11 protein-coding genes and 1 pseudogene are annotated in these 12,812 nt (G+C 75.7%); 2 read left to right on the forward strand and 10 right to left on the reverse strand.

Going from position 1 to position 12,812, the window contains the following annotated elements:
- Positions 1-14: 14 nt before the first annotated feature.
- Together GA0070608_RS30525 and GA0070608_RS30530 are read right to left on the reverse strand one after the other, a co-directional pair.
- Complete coding sequence (locus GA0070608_RS30525) at positions 15-788, reverse strand: ABC transporter permease (protein ID WP_091633303.1); 774 nt, start codon at positions 786-788, stop codon at positions 15-17.
- A complete protein-coding gene (locus GA0070608_RS30530) occupies positions 781-1,746 on the reverse strand; it encodes an ATP-binding cassette domain-containing protein (RefSeq protein WP_091633307.1) in 966 nt (321 codons plus the stop codon). Before GA0070608_RS30530 ends, GA0070608_RS30525 begins: the two co-directional genes overlap by 8 nt.
- Positions 1,747-1,849: 103 nt before the next feature.
- On the opposite strand from GA0070608_RS30530, the gene GA0070608_RS30535 reads away from it, so the two are divergent.
- Positions 1,850-2,608: a TetR/AcrR family transcriptional regulator gene (locus GA0070608_RS30535; protein ID WP_091633310.1), complete on the forward strand. Its 759-nt coding sequence runs from the start codon at positions 1,850-1,852 to the stop codon at positions 2,606-2,608.
- A 107-nt stretch (positions 2,609-2,715) separates the two neighbouring features.
- A complete protein-coding gene (locus GA0070608_RS30540; RefSeq protein WP_091633312.1) occupies positions 2,716-3,753 on the forward strand; it encodes an AraC-like ligand-binding domain-containing protein in 1,038 nt (345 codons plus the stop codon).
- Between the two features lie 140 nt (positions 3,754-3,893).
- Here the strand turns inward: GA0070608_RS30540 and GA0070608_RS30545 are convergent, their stop codons facing one another.
- From GA0070608_RS30545 to GA0070608_RS30580, 8 genes and pseudogenes are all read right to left on the reverse strand, one after another.
- Positions 3,894-4,877, reverse strand: coding sequence for a DNA topoisomerase IB (locus GA0070608_RS30545; RefSeq protein WP_091633315.1), 984 nt, complete (start codon positions 4,875-4,877; stop codon positions 3,894-3,896).
- Entirely contained in the window at positions 4,861-5,814 is a 954-nt protein-coding gene (locus GA0070608_RS30550; RefSeq protein WP_091636573.1) for a glycosyltransferase family 9 protein, read from the reverse strand. The genes GA0070608_RS30545 and GA0070608_RS30550 overlap by 17 nt, the downstream gene beginning before the upstream one ends.
- On the reverse strand, positions 5,811-6,512 hold the full coding sequence (locus GA0070608_RS30555) for an SDR family oxidoreductase (RefSeq protein ID WP_091636577.1): 702 nt from the start codon (positions 6,510-6,512) through the stop codon (positions 5,811-5,813). The genes GA0070608_RS30550 and GA0070608_RS30555 overlap by 4 nt, the downstream gene beginning before the upstream one ends.
- Before the next feature lie 64 nt (positions 6,513-6,576).
- Positions 6,577-8,097: pseudogene (locus tag GA0070608_RS30560) on the reverse strand (PfkB family carbohydrate kinase); the annotation flags it as partial.
- A 13-nt stretch (positions 8,098-8,110) separates the two neighbouring features.
- On the reverse strand, positions 8,111-8,767 hold the full coding sequence (locus tag GA0070608_RS30565; RefSeq protein ID WP_091636580.1) for a D-sedoheptulose-7-phosphate isomerase: 657 nt from the start codon (positions 8,765-8,767) through the stop codon (positions 8,111-8,113).
- Positions 8,764-9,981 carry a glycosyltransferase gene (locus tag GA0070608_RS30570; RefSeq protein ID WP_091633318.1) on the reverse strand — a complete coding sequence of 406 codons (1,218 nt, stop codon included), beginning with the start codon at positions 9,979-9,981 and terminating at the stop codon, positions 8,764-8,766. The genes GA0070608_RS30565 and GA0070608_RS30570 overlap by 4 nt, the downstream gene beginning before the upstream one ends.
- A complete protein-coding gene (locus tag GA0070608_RS30575) occupies positions 9,966-10,943 on the reverse strand; it encodes a glycosyltransferase (RefSeq protein WP_091636583.1) in 978 nt (325 codons plus the stop codon). Before GA0070608_RS30575 ends, GA0070608_RS30570 begins: the two co-directional genes overlap by 16 nt.
- Positions 10,940-12,721: an HAD-IIIA family hydrolase gene (locus GA0070608_RS30580; RefSeq protein ID WP_091633322.1), complete on the reverse strand. Its 1,782-nt coding sequence runs from the start codon at positions 12,719-12,721 to the stop codon at positions 10,940-10,942. The genes GA0070608_RS30575 and GA0070608_RS30580 overlap by 4 nt, the downstream gene beginning before the upstream one ends.
- Positions 12,722-12,812: the final 91 nt, after the last annotated feature.

Consider the following 12,812-nt stretch of genomic DNA (forward strand, 5'->3'; position numbering starts at 1 on the left):
CCGGTGGGAGGCGGTCAGGCAACGCGGCGGCGGAACACTACGGCGGCCAGCGGCACCGAGACGGCCAGGATGCCGAGGCACCAGGCGACCGCCAGGGCCGGGGCGGTGCCCGTCGGGGTGCCCAGCAACAGGGCCCGCAGCGTCTCGATGACGGGCGTCACCGGCTGATGGTCGGCGAAGCCGTGCAACCAGCTCGGCATCGTCTCCACCGGCACGAACGCGCTGCTCGGGTAGGGCAGGAACATCGCCAGGAAGGTGAAACCGTTGGCGGCCTCCGGGGTGCGGACCAGCAGGCCGAACGCCGCCGACAGCCAGGACACGGCGAGCAGGAAGAGCAGCAGCACCCCGAAGGCGGCCAGCCAGCGCAGCGGGGCCACGGCCGGGCGGAAGCCGATGGCGACGGCGACGGCCAGCACCAGCACGGTGGAGACGGTGTTGCGGGCGACGCTGGCGGCGACGTGCCCGCTGAGGATGGCGGTGGCGCTGACGTCCATCGTGCGGAACCGCTCGATCACCCCGTTGGTCAGGTCGGTGGTCACGCTGACGGCGGTGGTCGCCGCGCCGAAGCTGGCGCAGAGCAGCAGGACGCCGGGCACGACGTAGGTGACGTACCGGGTGCCGGTGTCGATCGCGCCGCCGAACAGATAGACGAAGAGCAGCATCAGCAGCACCGGCAGCAGCAGCGACGTGAGCAGCGCGTCGACGTTGCGCCGGGACAGCCGCAGGCAGCGCGCCACCATGACGAGGGTCTCGCCGGCGCGGGTCGGTCGCAGGGTCAGCTCAGACATTGGCCACCTCCCGGCGGGCGGTCACCGGGTCGCCGGTGAGGGTGAGGAAGACGTCGTCCAGGGTCGCCTCGCGGACGGTGAACCGGGCGATTCCCCGCCGGTCGGGGTCGACCTCGTCGAGCAGACGGCGGACCTCGGGCGCGGCGCCGTCGGTGGCCACCGCGAGCTCCAGCCGGGTCTCGTCGCGGTGCGTGACCCGGTCGCCGAGGCGGTGCGCTGTCGCGGCGAAGCTCTGCGCGTCGTGCAACGTCAACTCCAGCCGGTGGGCGCCGAAGCGGCGCTTGAGCTCGCTCGCGCTCCCCTCGGCGGCCAACCGGCCCCCGTGCAGTACGGCGATCCGGTCGGCGAGCCGGTCGGCCTCCTCCAGGTACTGCGTGGTGAGCAGCACCGTCACCCCGGCGCCGGCCAACTCGGCGACCACCTCCCACAGGCCCTGCCGGCTGCGCGGGTCGAGGCCGGTGGTCGGCTCGTCGAGGAAGATCACGGACGGCTCGCCGACCAGGCTGGCCGCGAGGTCGAGCCGGCGGCGCATCCCGCCGGAGTAGGTCACGACCTGCCGTCCGCCGGCGGTGACCAGGTCGAAGCGCTCCAGGAGGTCGGCGGCGCGCCGTCGGGCGGCGGCCGGGGCCAGCCCGGCCAGCCGGGCCATCATGTGCAGGTTCTCCGTGCCGGTCTGCTGGTCGTCGAGCGCCGCGTGCTGGCCGGCGAGGCTGATCGTCCGCCGCACCCGGCGTCGGTCGCGGACCACGTCGTGGCCGTCCACCCGGGCCGCGCCCCCGTCGGGTGCCGTGAGCGTGGCCAGGATCCGCACGGTCGTGGTCTTGCCCGCGCCGTTGGGGCCGAGCAGGGCGTACACGCTGCCCCGGGCGACCCGCATGGTCAGGCCGTCGAGCACCGGCACCCCGCCGTAGGACTTGCGTAGGTCGACGGTCTCCACCGCCCCGGTTGTTGTCGCCATCACCGATCACCCTCCGTGTTCTGCGTATGGCATACGCTGTACTGCGTGCACCATACGCAGAAGCTAGGATGGCGGTCAACACCACGTGCATCGGGAGGTGAGGATGAGCGACGCCGACGTCGAACTGCCGGAGAGCATCGAGCTCGCCTGGGGCCTGCGGGAACGGCCCGGCAAGGGACCCCGGCGCAGCCTCACCATGGAGCAGGTGGTGGCCGCCGGCATCCGGGTGGCCGAGGCCGACGGGCTGCCGGCGGTGTCGATGAGCCGGGTGGCCGGCGAGCTGGGCGTGGGCACCATGTCGCTCTACCGCTACGTCTCCGCCAAGAGCGACCTGCTCGAACTGATGGCCGACGCCGCGTACGGCGATCCGCCCGCGCCACGCGGCCCGGGAGAGGAATGGCGGCCGGCGCTCGCCCGCTGGGCGCGGGCCAACGTGACGGCGGTCCACCGCCACCCGTGGACCCGGCAGGTCCCGGTCGGCGGCCCGCCGATGGGCCCCAACGGGGTCCGCTGGATGGAGGCGGGACTGGCCGCCCTGCGCGGCACCGGCCTGCGCGGCACCGAGCGGCTCTCGACCATCATGCTGGTCAGCGGGTACGCCCGGAACTGGGCCACGCTCACCGCCGACATGACCGAGGCGGCGGCGCGCGAACAGCTCAGCCCGGACGCCGTCGGCGTGCGGTACTGGCAGCAGCTCGCCCGGCTGACCCGGAACGGCCCCTACCCCGCGATCCGGGAGCTGTACGCGGAGGAGGTCGATGGCGGGGAAGAAGAGGACTTCGAGGCGGAGTGGCGGTTCGGCCTCGACCGGATCCTCGACGGCGTCGAGGTGCTGATCCGCAGCCGCACGGCGGCGGACTGAGCCACCGGGTTCCCCGCGCCGTCGTCGGCGGTGGCCGGAAACGCGCTGGGCGGGTGACCGGCCACCATGGACAATGGCCACCGGAACGACCGGGGGCGGAGGCACGGATGCTGCTGCGGACCACCATCGACACCGAGCAGGTGCCGGCGGCCGAACGCTTCGGGATGTGGCTCGACCTGGTGGCGCGTACGGCGTCGCCGCTGCGGATCCGCACGGAGCACGCACACGACTTCGCCGCCCGGGCGGAGATCATCGAGCTCGGCCCGATCCAGGTGGTCAACTACCGGTACCCGTCGTTGGAGGGCGTCCGGACGCCGAGGCTGGGGCGCGAGTCGGCCCCGGAGATCTACACGCTGGCGCTCACCGTCAACGGTGACGGCGCGGCCAGTCAGGCTGGTCGGAGCAGTGTGCTGGGGCCGGAGGAGTTCATCTTCTACGACGGGTCGCGACCGCACGGGGTCCGGCACCTCGGCGACGACGACGGCCGCGAACCGGCCCGGTCCGTCGTGGCGATCATCCCGCACGCCGCGCTGCCGCTGCCGCCGGACCGGCTCGCCCCCCTGCTCGGCGGCCGGATGTCGGGCACCGAGGGGATCGGCGCGCTGCTGGCCCAGTTCCTCCTCCAGGTCGCCCGCCATCCCGAGCAGTACCATGCCGCCGACGCCGCCCGGCTCGGCACCGTCGGGCTCGACCTGGCGTCCACCATGCTCGGCCGGCACCTGACGGTCGAGGACACGGTGCCGACCGAGGTCCGCCGGCGCGCGCTCGTCACCCAGGTGCGGGCGTACCTCCAGCGCCACCTCGGGGACGCGACGCTCAGCCCGCAGGTGGTGGCGGACGCGCACCACGTCTCGCTGCGTACCCTGCACCGGCTCTTCGAGGCCGAGGAGTCGACGGTCGCGTCGTACATCCGCGAGCTGCGGTTGGCGCGGTGCCGGCACGACCTCGCCGACCCGGGCCTGCGTGGCCAGTCGATCCAGACGATCGCGGCCCGCTGGGGCTTCCCGGACAAGGCGCACTTCAGCCGGGCCTTCCGCAAGGCGCACGGCGTCGGGCCGCAGACCTGGCGGGCCGCCCAGGCGGAGGGAGCGGCACGGAAAATCAACCCGACGGCGTCCACGGTCAACCCCGGCGGGGCAGACTGACAGCCGAGGCGGCCGATCCCCTCTCCCGCCCGGCGGCACCGTCGGGATCGGACCGCCAACGGGGGCCGTGGCGAGGCGCCCACCGCCCGCGGAGGCGGTGGGCGGCCGCCCGGTGACACCTCCCCCACGACTGGTCCGCCTCAGGCGTCCTCGAGCAGTTCGAGCACGATCCGTTCAGCGTTCTCACGGGCCGTTCCCGGGTCCACCGGGGCCACCACCCCGCCGTGGAAGAGGTCGACCACGCGCGGATCGACATAGGACGTGCGGGCCACCGTGGGGGTGTTGCCGAGCAACTCCGCGACGGCGCGCATCACCCCCGCGACCGCCCTCTTGCGGGCCGTGGCCGAGCGTGGCGACCCCGCCGTCGCCAGTTCGGTCGCCGCCAGCACCGTCGCGTGCCAGGTCCGGAAGTCCTTCGCCGTCATCTCCCCGCCGCTGGCGTCGCGCAGGTACTCGTTGACCTCGTCGCTGCGCACGTCGCGCCAGTCCTCGCCGTCCCGGTAGCCGAACAGCCGGTCGGCTGCCCGCCGCTGGCGCCGCAGGTTGGTCAGCACCCGGCACAGCTCCGGGTCCTCGATGCGGCACACCTGCTCGATGCCGCCCTTCGCGGGGAACTCGAACACCACGTAACCGTCCCGGGATCGGGCGTGCTCGGGGCGCAGGGTCGACACTCCGAACGTCGGGTCGTCGCCGGCCGCGTACTGGTCGCTGCCGACGCGGAACATCCCCATGTCCAGCAGCCGGGTCACCGTCGCCAGCACCCGGTCACGGTGCAACCCTCGGCCGGACAGGTCCCGCCCGACCCGTTCGCGCAACACCGGCAACCGGCGGGCCACCTCCAGCACGTGGTCGAACTTCGCCTCGTCGCGCTTCTCACGCCACTTCGGGTGGTAGAGATACTGCTTGCGCCCGGCCGCGTCGACGCCGGTGGCCTGGATGTGCCCGTTCGGGTACGGACAGATCCACACGTCCCGCCAGGCGGGCGGGATGACCAGCTCGCGCAGCCGGCCCAGCTGGTCGGGGTCGCGGACCGGCTGCCCGGACGGATCGAGGAAGAGCCAGCCCCGGCCGCGCCGGCGTCGCCCGTACCCCGGCCGGCCCGGATCGCTACGCCGCAACCGCACCGGAGACCCGCACCGCCCGTTCCGCCTCGTCCACGGCGGCCAGCACCTCGTCCACCCCGATGGCCGCCAACGTCGGATGGCTTCCCATCCCGTCCCACCTGGGCCGATATCCCGCGCCCGCCCACAGTGCCCGGTGCCGGCCCCGCTCCGGCGGCGGTCCCCACCGGGCCGGGGAGACCGGACCGAAGAGCACCACCGACGCCGTGCGGTAGCCGGTCGCCAGGTGCGCCACGCCCGTGTCCCCGCTGACCACCAGCCGGGCGTACGCCACCAGTGCCGCCAGCTCGCCGAGGTCCGTCCGGCCGGCCAGCACCGCGTCGACGGGCAGCCCCGCGGCGTCCGCGATCCGCTGGGCCGTCGCCCGCTCGTCGGGGCTGCCGGTCAGCACCACCCGGTGCCCCCGGGCGGTCAGTTGCCGGGCCAGCGCGGCGAACCGTCCGGGCGGCCAGCGCTTCGCCGGGACCTTGGATCCCGGGTGCAGCACGGTCACGCCGGCCGGGGCGTCGGCGGGGGGCGGGCGGCGCAGGTCCAGGTCGGCGCGGTCGGCGGGGATGCCGTACCAGTCGAGCAGCCGGCACCAGCGGTCGACCTCGTGTTCGTCGACGCGCCAGTCGGGGCCGTCGTGGTGGCCGGCCTCCGGGTTGGCGTAGGCGAGCAGCCGGCCGGGGCGGGTGCTGTCGAGCAGCCGGTGCGACTCGGGGCCCCGGCCGTGCAGGTTCACGGCGATGCGTGGCGTCCGCAGGGCCGGATCAGGGCGACCGAGCCCGTCGGTGGGCACCAGCCGGTCGATGCCGCCGACCAGGTCGACCAGCGGCGCCAACCAGCCGGGGGCGGCGAGGACGAGTTCCCGGTCGGGGTGGGCGACGCGCAGGGCGCGCAGGGCCGGCGTGGCGGTGGCGAGGTCGCCGACGCCGAGGGCGCGCAGGGCGAGGATCACGGGTAGGAGGTTTCCTGGTCGGCGCAGACGACCATCTCGCGGACGGCGCAGCCGGCGGGTTGGGACAGCGCGAACATGACGGCGGCGGCGGTATCGGCGGGGTCGTTGAGGACGGCGTCGGGTCCGGGCCGGTACGCGGCGTCGCGGTCGTCGAAGAAGGCCGTGCGCATGCCACCGGGAACGAGGAGGGTGACGCCGACCCTGCCGGCGAGTTCGGCGGCGAGGGCACGGGTGAAGCCGACCACCCCGAACTTCGCGGCGCAGTACGCGGTCGCGTCGGCGACCGCCTTGATCCCCAACGTGGAGGCGACGGTGACGACGCTCCCCCGGGAGGTCTCCAGGAAGGGCAGGGCGGCCCGCACCACGGCCGCCGTGGCGAGCAGGTCGACCGCCACGATCCGGTCCCACGTCTCGCCGGGGATGTCCGCCAGCTTGCCCGGCACGTCCATGCCCGCCGCGGTCACCACCGCGTCCAGCCCGCCCGACCGCTCGGCGAGCCGCCGGGTGGCGGCCTCGGCGGCGCGGGTGTCGGCCAGGTCGCACTCCACCCACGGCACCCCGCCGGCGGGCGCCTGCCGGTCCAGCACCAGTGGCCGGCCGCCGGCCCGGGCCACGGCCGCGACCACGGCGGCGCCCAGGCCGCTCGATCCTCCGGTGACCAGCACCGTGCGCCCCGCCCCGGGCGTCCCGGCGCTCACCGGGCGCCCTCCGTCGTGGCCGGCCCGCCGAGGACCGCCCGGCCGGACCGGGCCCGGTCCGGCTCACCGCCGGACCCCGCCGACGCCCCGCCGGGGCGGGACCGGGTGGCGGGCAGGCCGGCGGCACGGTGTCGGTGAGCGGCGCCCCGATCGCCGGACCGGCCGCGACGACGGTGCCGGCCGACCGGGCGGCGGCGATCAACCCGGTGGTGGAGCGGCCGTCCAGGTACGGCACCACCACGGTGTTCCCGCCCCACCGGCTCAGCACCTCCGCCTCGGGCAGGGCGGGCTCGCCACCGTCGCCGGCGTAGTCGCCGCCCTTCACCCAGACGTCCGGCCGCAGCCACGACAGGGCCGCGTGCGGAGTGGGCTCGTCGAAGATCATGACGGCGTCGACGCAGCTCAGCGCCGCGAGCAGTCGGGCCCGATCGCCCTGCGGGATCACCGGCCGGTCCGGGCCCTTCAACCCCGCCACGCTCCCGTCGGAGTTCAGGCAGACCACCAGGCAGTCGCCGAGCTGCCGGGCGGCCTGCAACGTCGCCACGTGCCCGGCGTGCAGCAGGTCGAAGCAGCCGCCGGTGGCCACGACCGTGCCGCCGCGGGCGCGTACCGCGGACACCACGCCGGCGGTCGCGACCACGCCGACGCGCTCGCCGCCGGGGCTGGAGACCGCCGGCGGCAGTGGACGCACCGGCCGAGGCAGCGCCGTCGCCACTCCCCCACCGGCCACGTACGCCGAGGCCTCGGCGACCGCCTCCTGCACCGCCTCCGAAACCAGCGCCCCCCGGGCCAGGGCGAGGCTGGCGGTGGCCGCGAACCGGTCACCGGCGCCGCAGGTGTCCCCCTCGGCGGTGGCCGGGGCGGACACCACCATCGGAGTCGCCCCGGCGTGGCAGAGCAGCGCGCCGTCCCCGCCCAGGGTCACCGCGACCGCACCGGCGCGCCAGCGCTGACGCAGCCCCTGCGCGCCCCGGGACGCCGCTGCCAGCCGGGTCGTTCCCGGCGCGACCGTGACCAGCTCCCGCACCTCGGACTCGTTGGGGGTCACCAGGTGCACCCCCGGCACCGCCGCCGGTCCCCGCGGGTGCGGGTCCCAGACCACCGGCGCCCGGGTCGCGGCCAGGGCCGCCCGCAGCGCGGGCTGCCGGGCGACGCCCCGGCCGTAGTCGCTGACCAGCACGACGGAGGCACGGCCGATCACCCGCAGCACCGCCTCGGAGGGCTCGCCCGGCGTACCGGCCGCCCCGCCCCGGTCGTGGCGCAGCAGCACCCGGCCCCGGGCGCGCAGGCGGACCTTCTCCGGCGTGGCGCCGCCCAGCCCGAGGGGATACACCTGCACGCCGGCTTCGGTGAGCAGTGAGCTGAGCCGGGCGCCTCCCGCATCGTCCGCCAACGCGGTCACCAGCACCACGTCGGCGCCCTGCGCGGCGGCGAAGACCGCGGCCAGGCCGGCACCGCCGGGCCGGTCCACGTGTGCGGTCTCGTCCAGCACCGGCACGGGCGAGTCCGGGCACAACCGGTTCACCACCCCCTCGACGTCCCGGTCCAGCAGGGTGTCACCGACCACCACGACGGGTCCCCTCACGCTGCCCTCCTCATCACGCCTGGACCTGCTGACCTGTGCCGCCGTCGAGCACCACCTCGACCCCGGTCCGTACGGGCGCCCCGGGCGCGGCGGAAGCCACCGGCAGCGCCCGCTCGACGTACTCGCAGAGGAGGTGGCTGGTCACGAGATGCAGTTCCTGGACGACCTGGCTGTCGGGCGAGTCGACGGGGAGGACGTCGTGGCACAGCTCCGCCAGCGGGTTGGGGGTGGGGCCGGTCAGGGCCCAGCAGGTGAGTCCGCTGCCACGGCCGGCGCGGGCCGCGGTGAGCAGGTTGGCGCTGGCGCCGCTGGTCGACAGCAGCAGCAGGATGTCGCCGTCGCGGCCGTGGGCGCGTACCTGGCGGGCGAAGACCTCGTCGTATCCGTAGTCGTTGCCGATGGCGGTCATCGCGGAGGTCTCGGCGTGCAGGGCGATGGCGGACAGCGGCTGACGGTCGTCACGCAGCTTCCCGACGAGCTCGGCGGTGAGGTGCTGGGCCTCGGCGGCGCTACCGCCGTTGCCGGCCACCAGCAGCCGGCCGCCGTCGGCCAGCCGGCGCGCGAGGGCCTCCCCCCACCGGGCCAGCAGCGTCTCGTGCCGCCGGTAGGGCACCAGCGCCGCCGCCAGGTTCGTCAGGTGCGCGTCGAGCGGCGTGACCGCCGCCATCAGGCCACCACCCGGGTGGGCCGGCGGACCGCCGCCACGTCGCCGTAGACCTCCACCAGCCGCTCCGCGGTGGCCGCCCACGAGTACCGCCGCCGGGCCCGTTCCCGCGCCGCCGTCGCGTACGCGAAGCGGCGGATCCGGTCGTCGAGCAGCCGCTGGATCGCGGCGCCCAGCGCGCGCGGGTCCCGGGCCGGCACCAGATCACCGGTGACGCCCTCGACCACCGTGTCCTTGATCCCGCCGACGGCGGTGCCCACCACGGGCACGCCGCACGCCATCGCCTCCAGCGGGGTGAGCCCGAACGGCTCGTACCAGGGGGCGGCCACCAGGACGTCCGCCGAGCGGTACCAGCGGCCCATCTCCTCGCGGGGCACCGCCCCGACCAGCCGCACCCGGTCGGCCACCCCGCAGCTGACCGCGAGGGCACGCAGCCGGCGGGCGTACGGGTCGGTCTCCAGCAGGCCGGCGGGCGGGCCGCCGACCACCACGCACTCGGCCTCGGGCACGTACGACATCGCCCGGACGACGGTCTGGAAACCCTTCCGCTCGACCAGCCGGCCGACGGTCAGGATCCGCGGCCGGCCGTCCTCCCGCTCGGCCGCCGGACCCAGCGGGGCGAACGTGCCGAGGTTGACCCCGGACGGGACGACCGTCATCCGGGACCGGGGCACCCCCATCCGGACCAGTTCGCCGACCTCGTCGCGGCACTGGGCGATGACCCGGTCGACGGCCCGGCCGAGCTCCTGCTCGTAGCCGATCCGGCGGGCTGGGCTGGTGTCCTGCACGCCCTGGTGCCGCCGCTTGACCACCCCCAGCGCGTGGTACGTCTGCACGACCGGCACCCCGGTCTGCCGGCTGGCGGCCAGCGCGGCGAGGCCGCTCATCCAGAAGTGCGCGTGGATCACCTCGGGCATCCAGTCGCCGCCCCGCCATTGGTCGACCAGCCAGCGGCTGAACTCCCTCATGTGCGGCAGCAGGGCGTCCTTGGCGACCGGCTCGGCCGGCCCCGCCGGCACGTGCACCACGTCGTAGCCGTCCGGGCTGCGTACCGTCACCGGCAGGTCCACCGCGTCGCGGCGGGTGTACACCCGCACGTCGTGGCCGGCGGCCGCAAGGGCGGCGGAGAGCTCGGCGACATGCGTGTTCTGACCGCCGGCGTCCTCGCCGCCCAGGATGGCGAGCGGGCTGGCGTGCTCCGAGATCATCGCGATGCGCATACTTCCTCCTCCAGCAGCCGGTCCCAGTCGGCGAGGAAACGGTCGAGGCCGTAGCGGTCCCGGGCGGCGGCGCGGGCCCGCTCCCCCGCCCGGCGTGCCTGCGCCGGCTCGTCGATGAACCGACGGGCGGCGTCGAGCAGGGTGTCAAGCCGGGTGGACAGCGCTCCCGCCCCGGGTGGCACCGCCATCGCCGCCTCGGTGGCGGCCAGTGCGACCACCGGCATCCCGATGGACATCGCCTCGATCAGGCTGAGCCCCAGTGAGGTCCACCGGCACAGGTGCAGGTACGCCCGCCGCCGCCCCAACTCCGCGTGCATCCGGTGCTGGGGGACGTCGTCGTGGCTGGCCAGCCGGTCGGGCGGCAGGCCCAGGTGCTCGGCCAGCCCGGCCACCCGCATGCCGAAGACGTCCAGCGGGGCGATCTCGGCGAACCGGGGCAGCAGGTCGGTGCCGGTGACCCGCCAGCGGCGTACCGGCTCGTTGATCACCACCGCGAGCCGTTCGAGTTCGCCGGTGTACTGCACGGCGGGGGTGACGATGCCGTGGTCGACCACGGTGGTACGGGTGGCGCCGGTGTCCCAGAAAAGCTCGTTGAACCCGGTGACGTGGGCGATGAGCAGGTCGTCGCGGTCGGCCATGGGGTGCCGGCTGTTCGGTACGTCGCCGTCCTTGGGGGTGTTGTGCTCGACGTAGACGGCGGGCACGTCGCGGCCTGGCCGGCGACCGAGCCAGCGCTCGGCGAGGTCGACTTCCTCGGGGCGTTGCAGGACGACCAGGTCGACGTCGGCGGTGCGCAGCTGCTCGGGGGTCACCTCGACGGCGGTGTCGGGCCACGGGTAGGTGCGGGCGCGGCCGAGGCCGTAGGGCCCCCGGTCCGGGGTGACGGGCACCAGGTACCGGTGCTTGCCGTGCACGAACGACGTGGTCCAGGAGCCGTGCACGTGCCAGAGCAGCAGGTTCATCGGCTGCTCCCGCCGATGCTGGCCCCCGCCGGCACGCCGGTTCCGCAACCGACGGCGGGTGGCCCCGGTCGGACCTGTGGGGTCACCCCGAGCAGCCGCAGGGCGTCGAGGACCTGCCCGGGCTCGACGCCGCTGAGGCAGGGGTGGCCGGGCACCGGGCAGCGCGCGGCCCGGGTGTCCCGGCAGGGCGCCTCCGGGTCGCCGAGCCGCACCGTGGGCACCCGCCACGGCCCCCACTGCCCGAACGGGACCGTGGGGGCGAACAGGCTGACCACCGGCACCCCGTGGGCGGCGGCGAGGTGGGCGGGGCCGGTGTTGCCGACCACGACCGCGCCGGCGCCGGCGACCGTGGCGGCCAGCCCGGCGAGAGAGGTCCGCCCGCCCAGGTCGACGGCGACGTCGCCGGCCACCCACGCGGTCAGCTCCCGCTCGCCGGGGTCGCCGGTGACCACCACCCGGTGGCCGGCGGCGGCCAGGGCGCGGACGATCCGCACGGCCAGCTCCGGCGGGCAGCCCCGGGCCTGCGCCGCCGAGCCGGGGTGCAGCACCACGTAGCCCGGCGCACCGACCTCCGGCGGAGGTGCCGACGCCGGGCGCAGGCGCAGGGCGGGGCCGTCGAAGGCGGCGAGGGTGAAGCCGGCCGCGGCGGCGAGCGACAGCGCGCGTTCCGGTTCGGGTACGCCGGCCGGCACGCGGTGCCGGACATCGAGCAGGCTGCCCGGGTAGTCGTCGCTGATGGCGCTGACCCGGCGGACCCCGGCCAGTCGCAGCAGCAGGGCCAGGGGTAGGGGCGACTGGTGGAAGCTGGTGAAGACGACCGCCTCGTCGGCACCCACGGCGGCGAGACGGGCGGTCAACGCGGTCATGTCGGTGGGGTCGACCGGGTCGGGCGCGGGGTCGATCCAGGGCAGCCGGTGTTCGATGATCTCGTCGACGCCGGGCAGGAGTTCCGCCGCGGCACGGCCCCGGGGTCCGCACAGCAGCACCACCCGCTCGGCGTCGGCGGCGACCGCGCGGATGCCGGGCCCGGTGACCAGGACGTCCCCGGCCGAGTCGGCACGCACCACCAGCACCGTCCCCGCCCGCCGCCCACCGACTTGCCGTAGTGCGTCAGGTCGATCGGTCGCGGACCGGTCGGTGGCGGGGTCCGCCCGCCGCCAGGTGGCCGGGTCGACCGCCGCCCGGCGGCGCAGGATCTCCGCCACCGCAGCCGGCAGGTCCGGGGCCACCTGCGGCGCGGCGGCCACCTCCTGCGGTCGGGTCACCGGCGTGGGCACCAGGATCCCGGCGGCTCCCGCGGCGAGCGCCGCGGTCATGTCCCGCCCGATGTCCCCCACCAGCACGCACCGCGCCGGCACCGTGCCCAGTTCTCGCGCCGCCGCGTGCACCAGCCCGGGCGCCGGCTTTCGGCACCCGCATCCGTCGCCGTCGTCGTGCGGACACACCAGCCAGGCGTCGAACCGCCCCAGCAACTGCTCGACGCGGGCGTGCACCGCCCGCATCCGCTCCTCGGTGAGCAGCCCCCGGGCCAGGCCGGACTGGTTCGTCACCACCGCCAGCCGCAGGCCCGCCGCCCGCAACCGGTCCAGGGCGGCCCGGGCCCCCGGCACCGGCCGCACCTTCTCGGGATCGCCGTTGTACGGCACGTCCTCGATCAGCGTGCCGTCCCGGTCCAGCAGCACCGCGTCGAACAGGACGGGCCCGGAAGCGGCCTCGCCAGCGCCGGCACAAACCCGGGCTGACCTGCGCTGATCCGGCTCCACCTGGTCCTGTCGCACAGCCGGCGGGTTCCCGGCGCCCCGGGGAGTAAACGTCGTCCTCGACGCGCCCGACGCGTCGTACCGGCGTCGACACGCCGGCCCGCAGGGG

This window comes from Micromonospora peucetia (assembly GCF_900091625.1).
GTDB classification, from domain to species: domain Bacteria; phylum Actinomycetota; class Actinomycetes; order Mycobacteriales; family Micromonosporaceae; genus Micromonospora; species Micromonospora peucetia.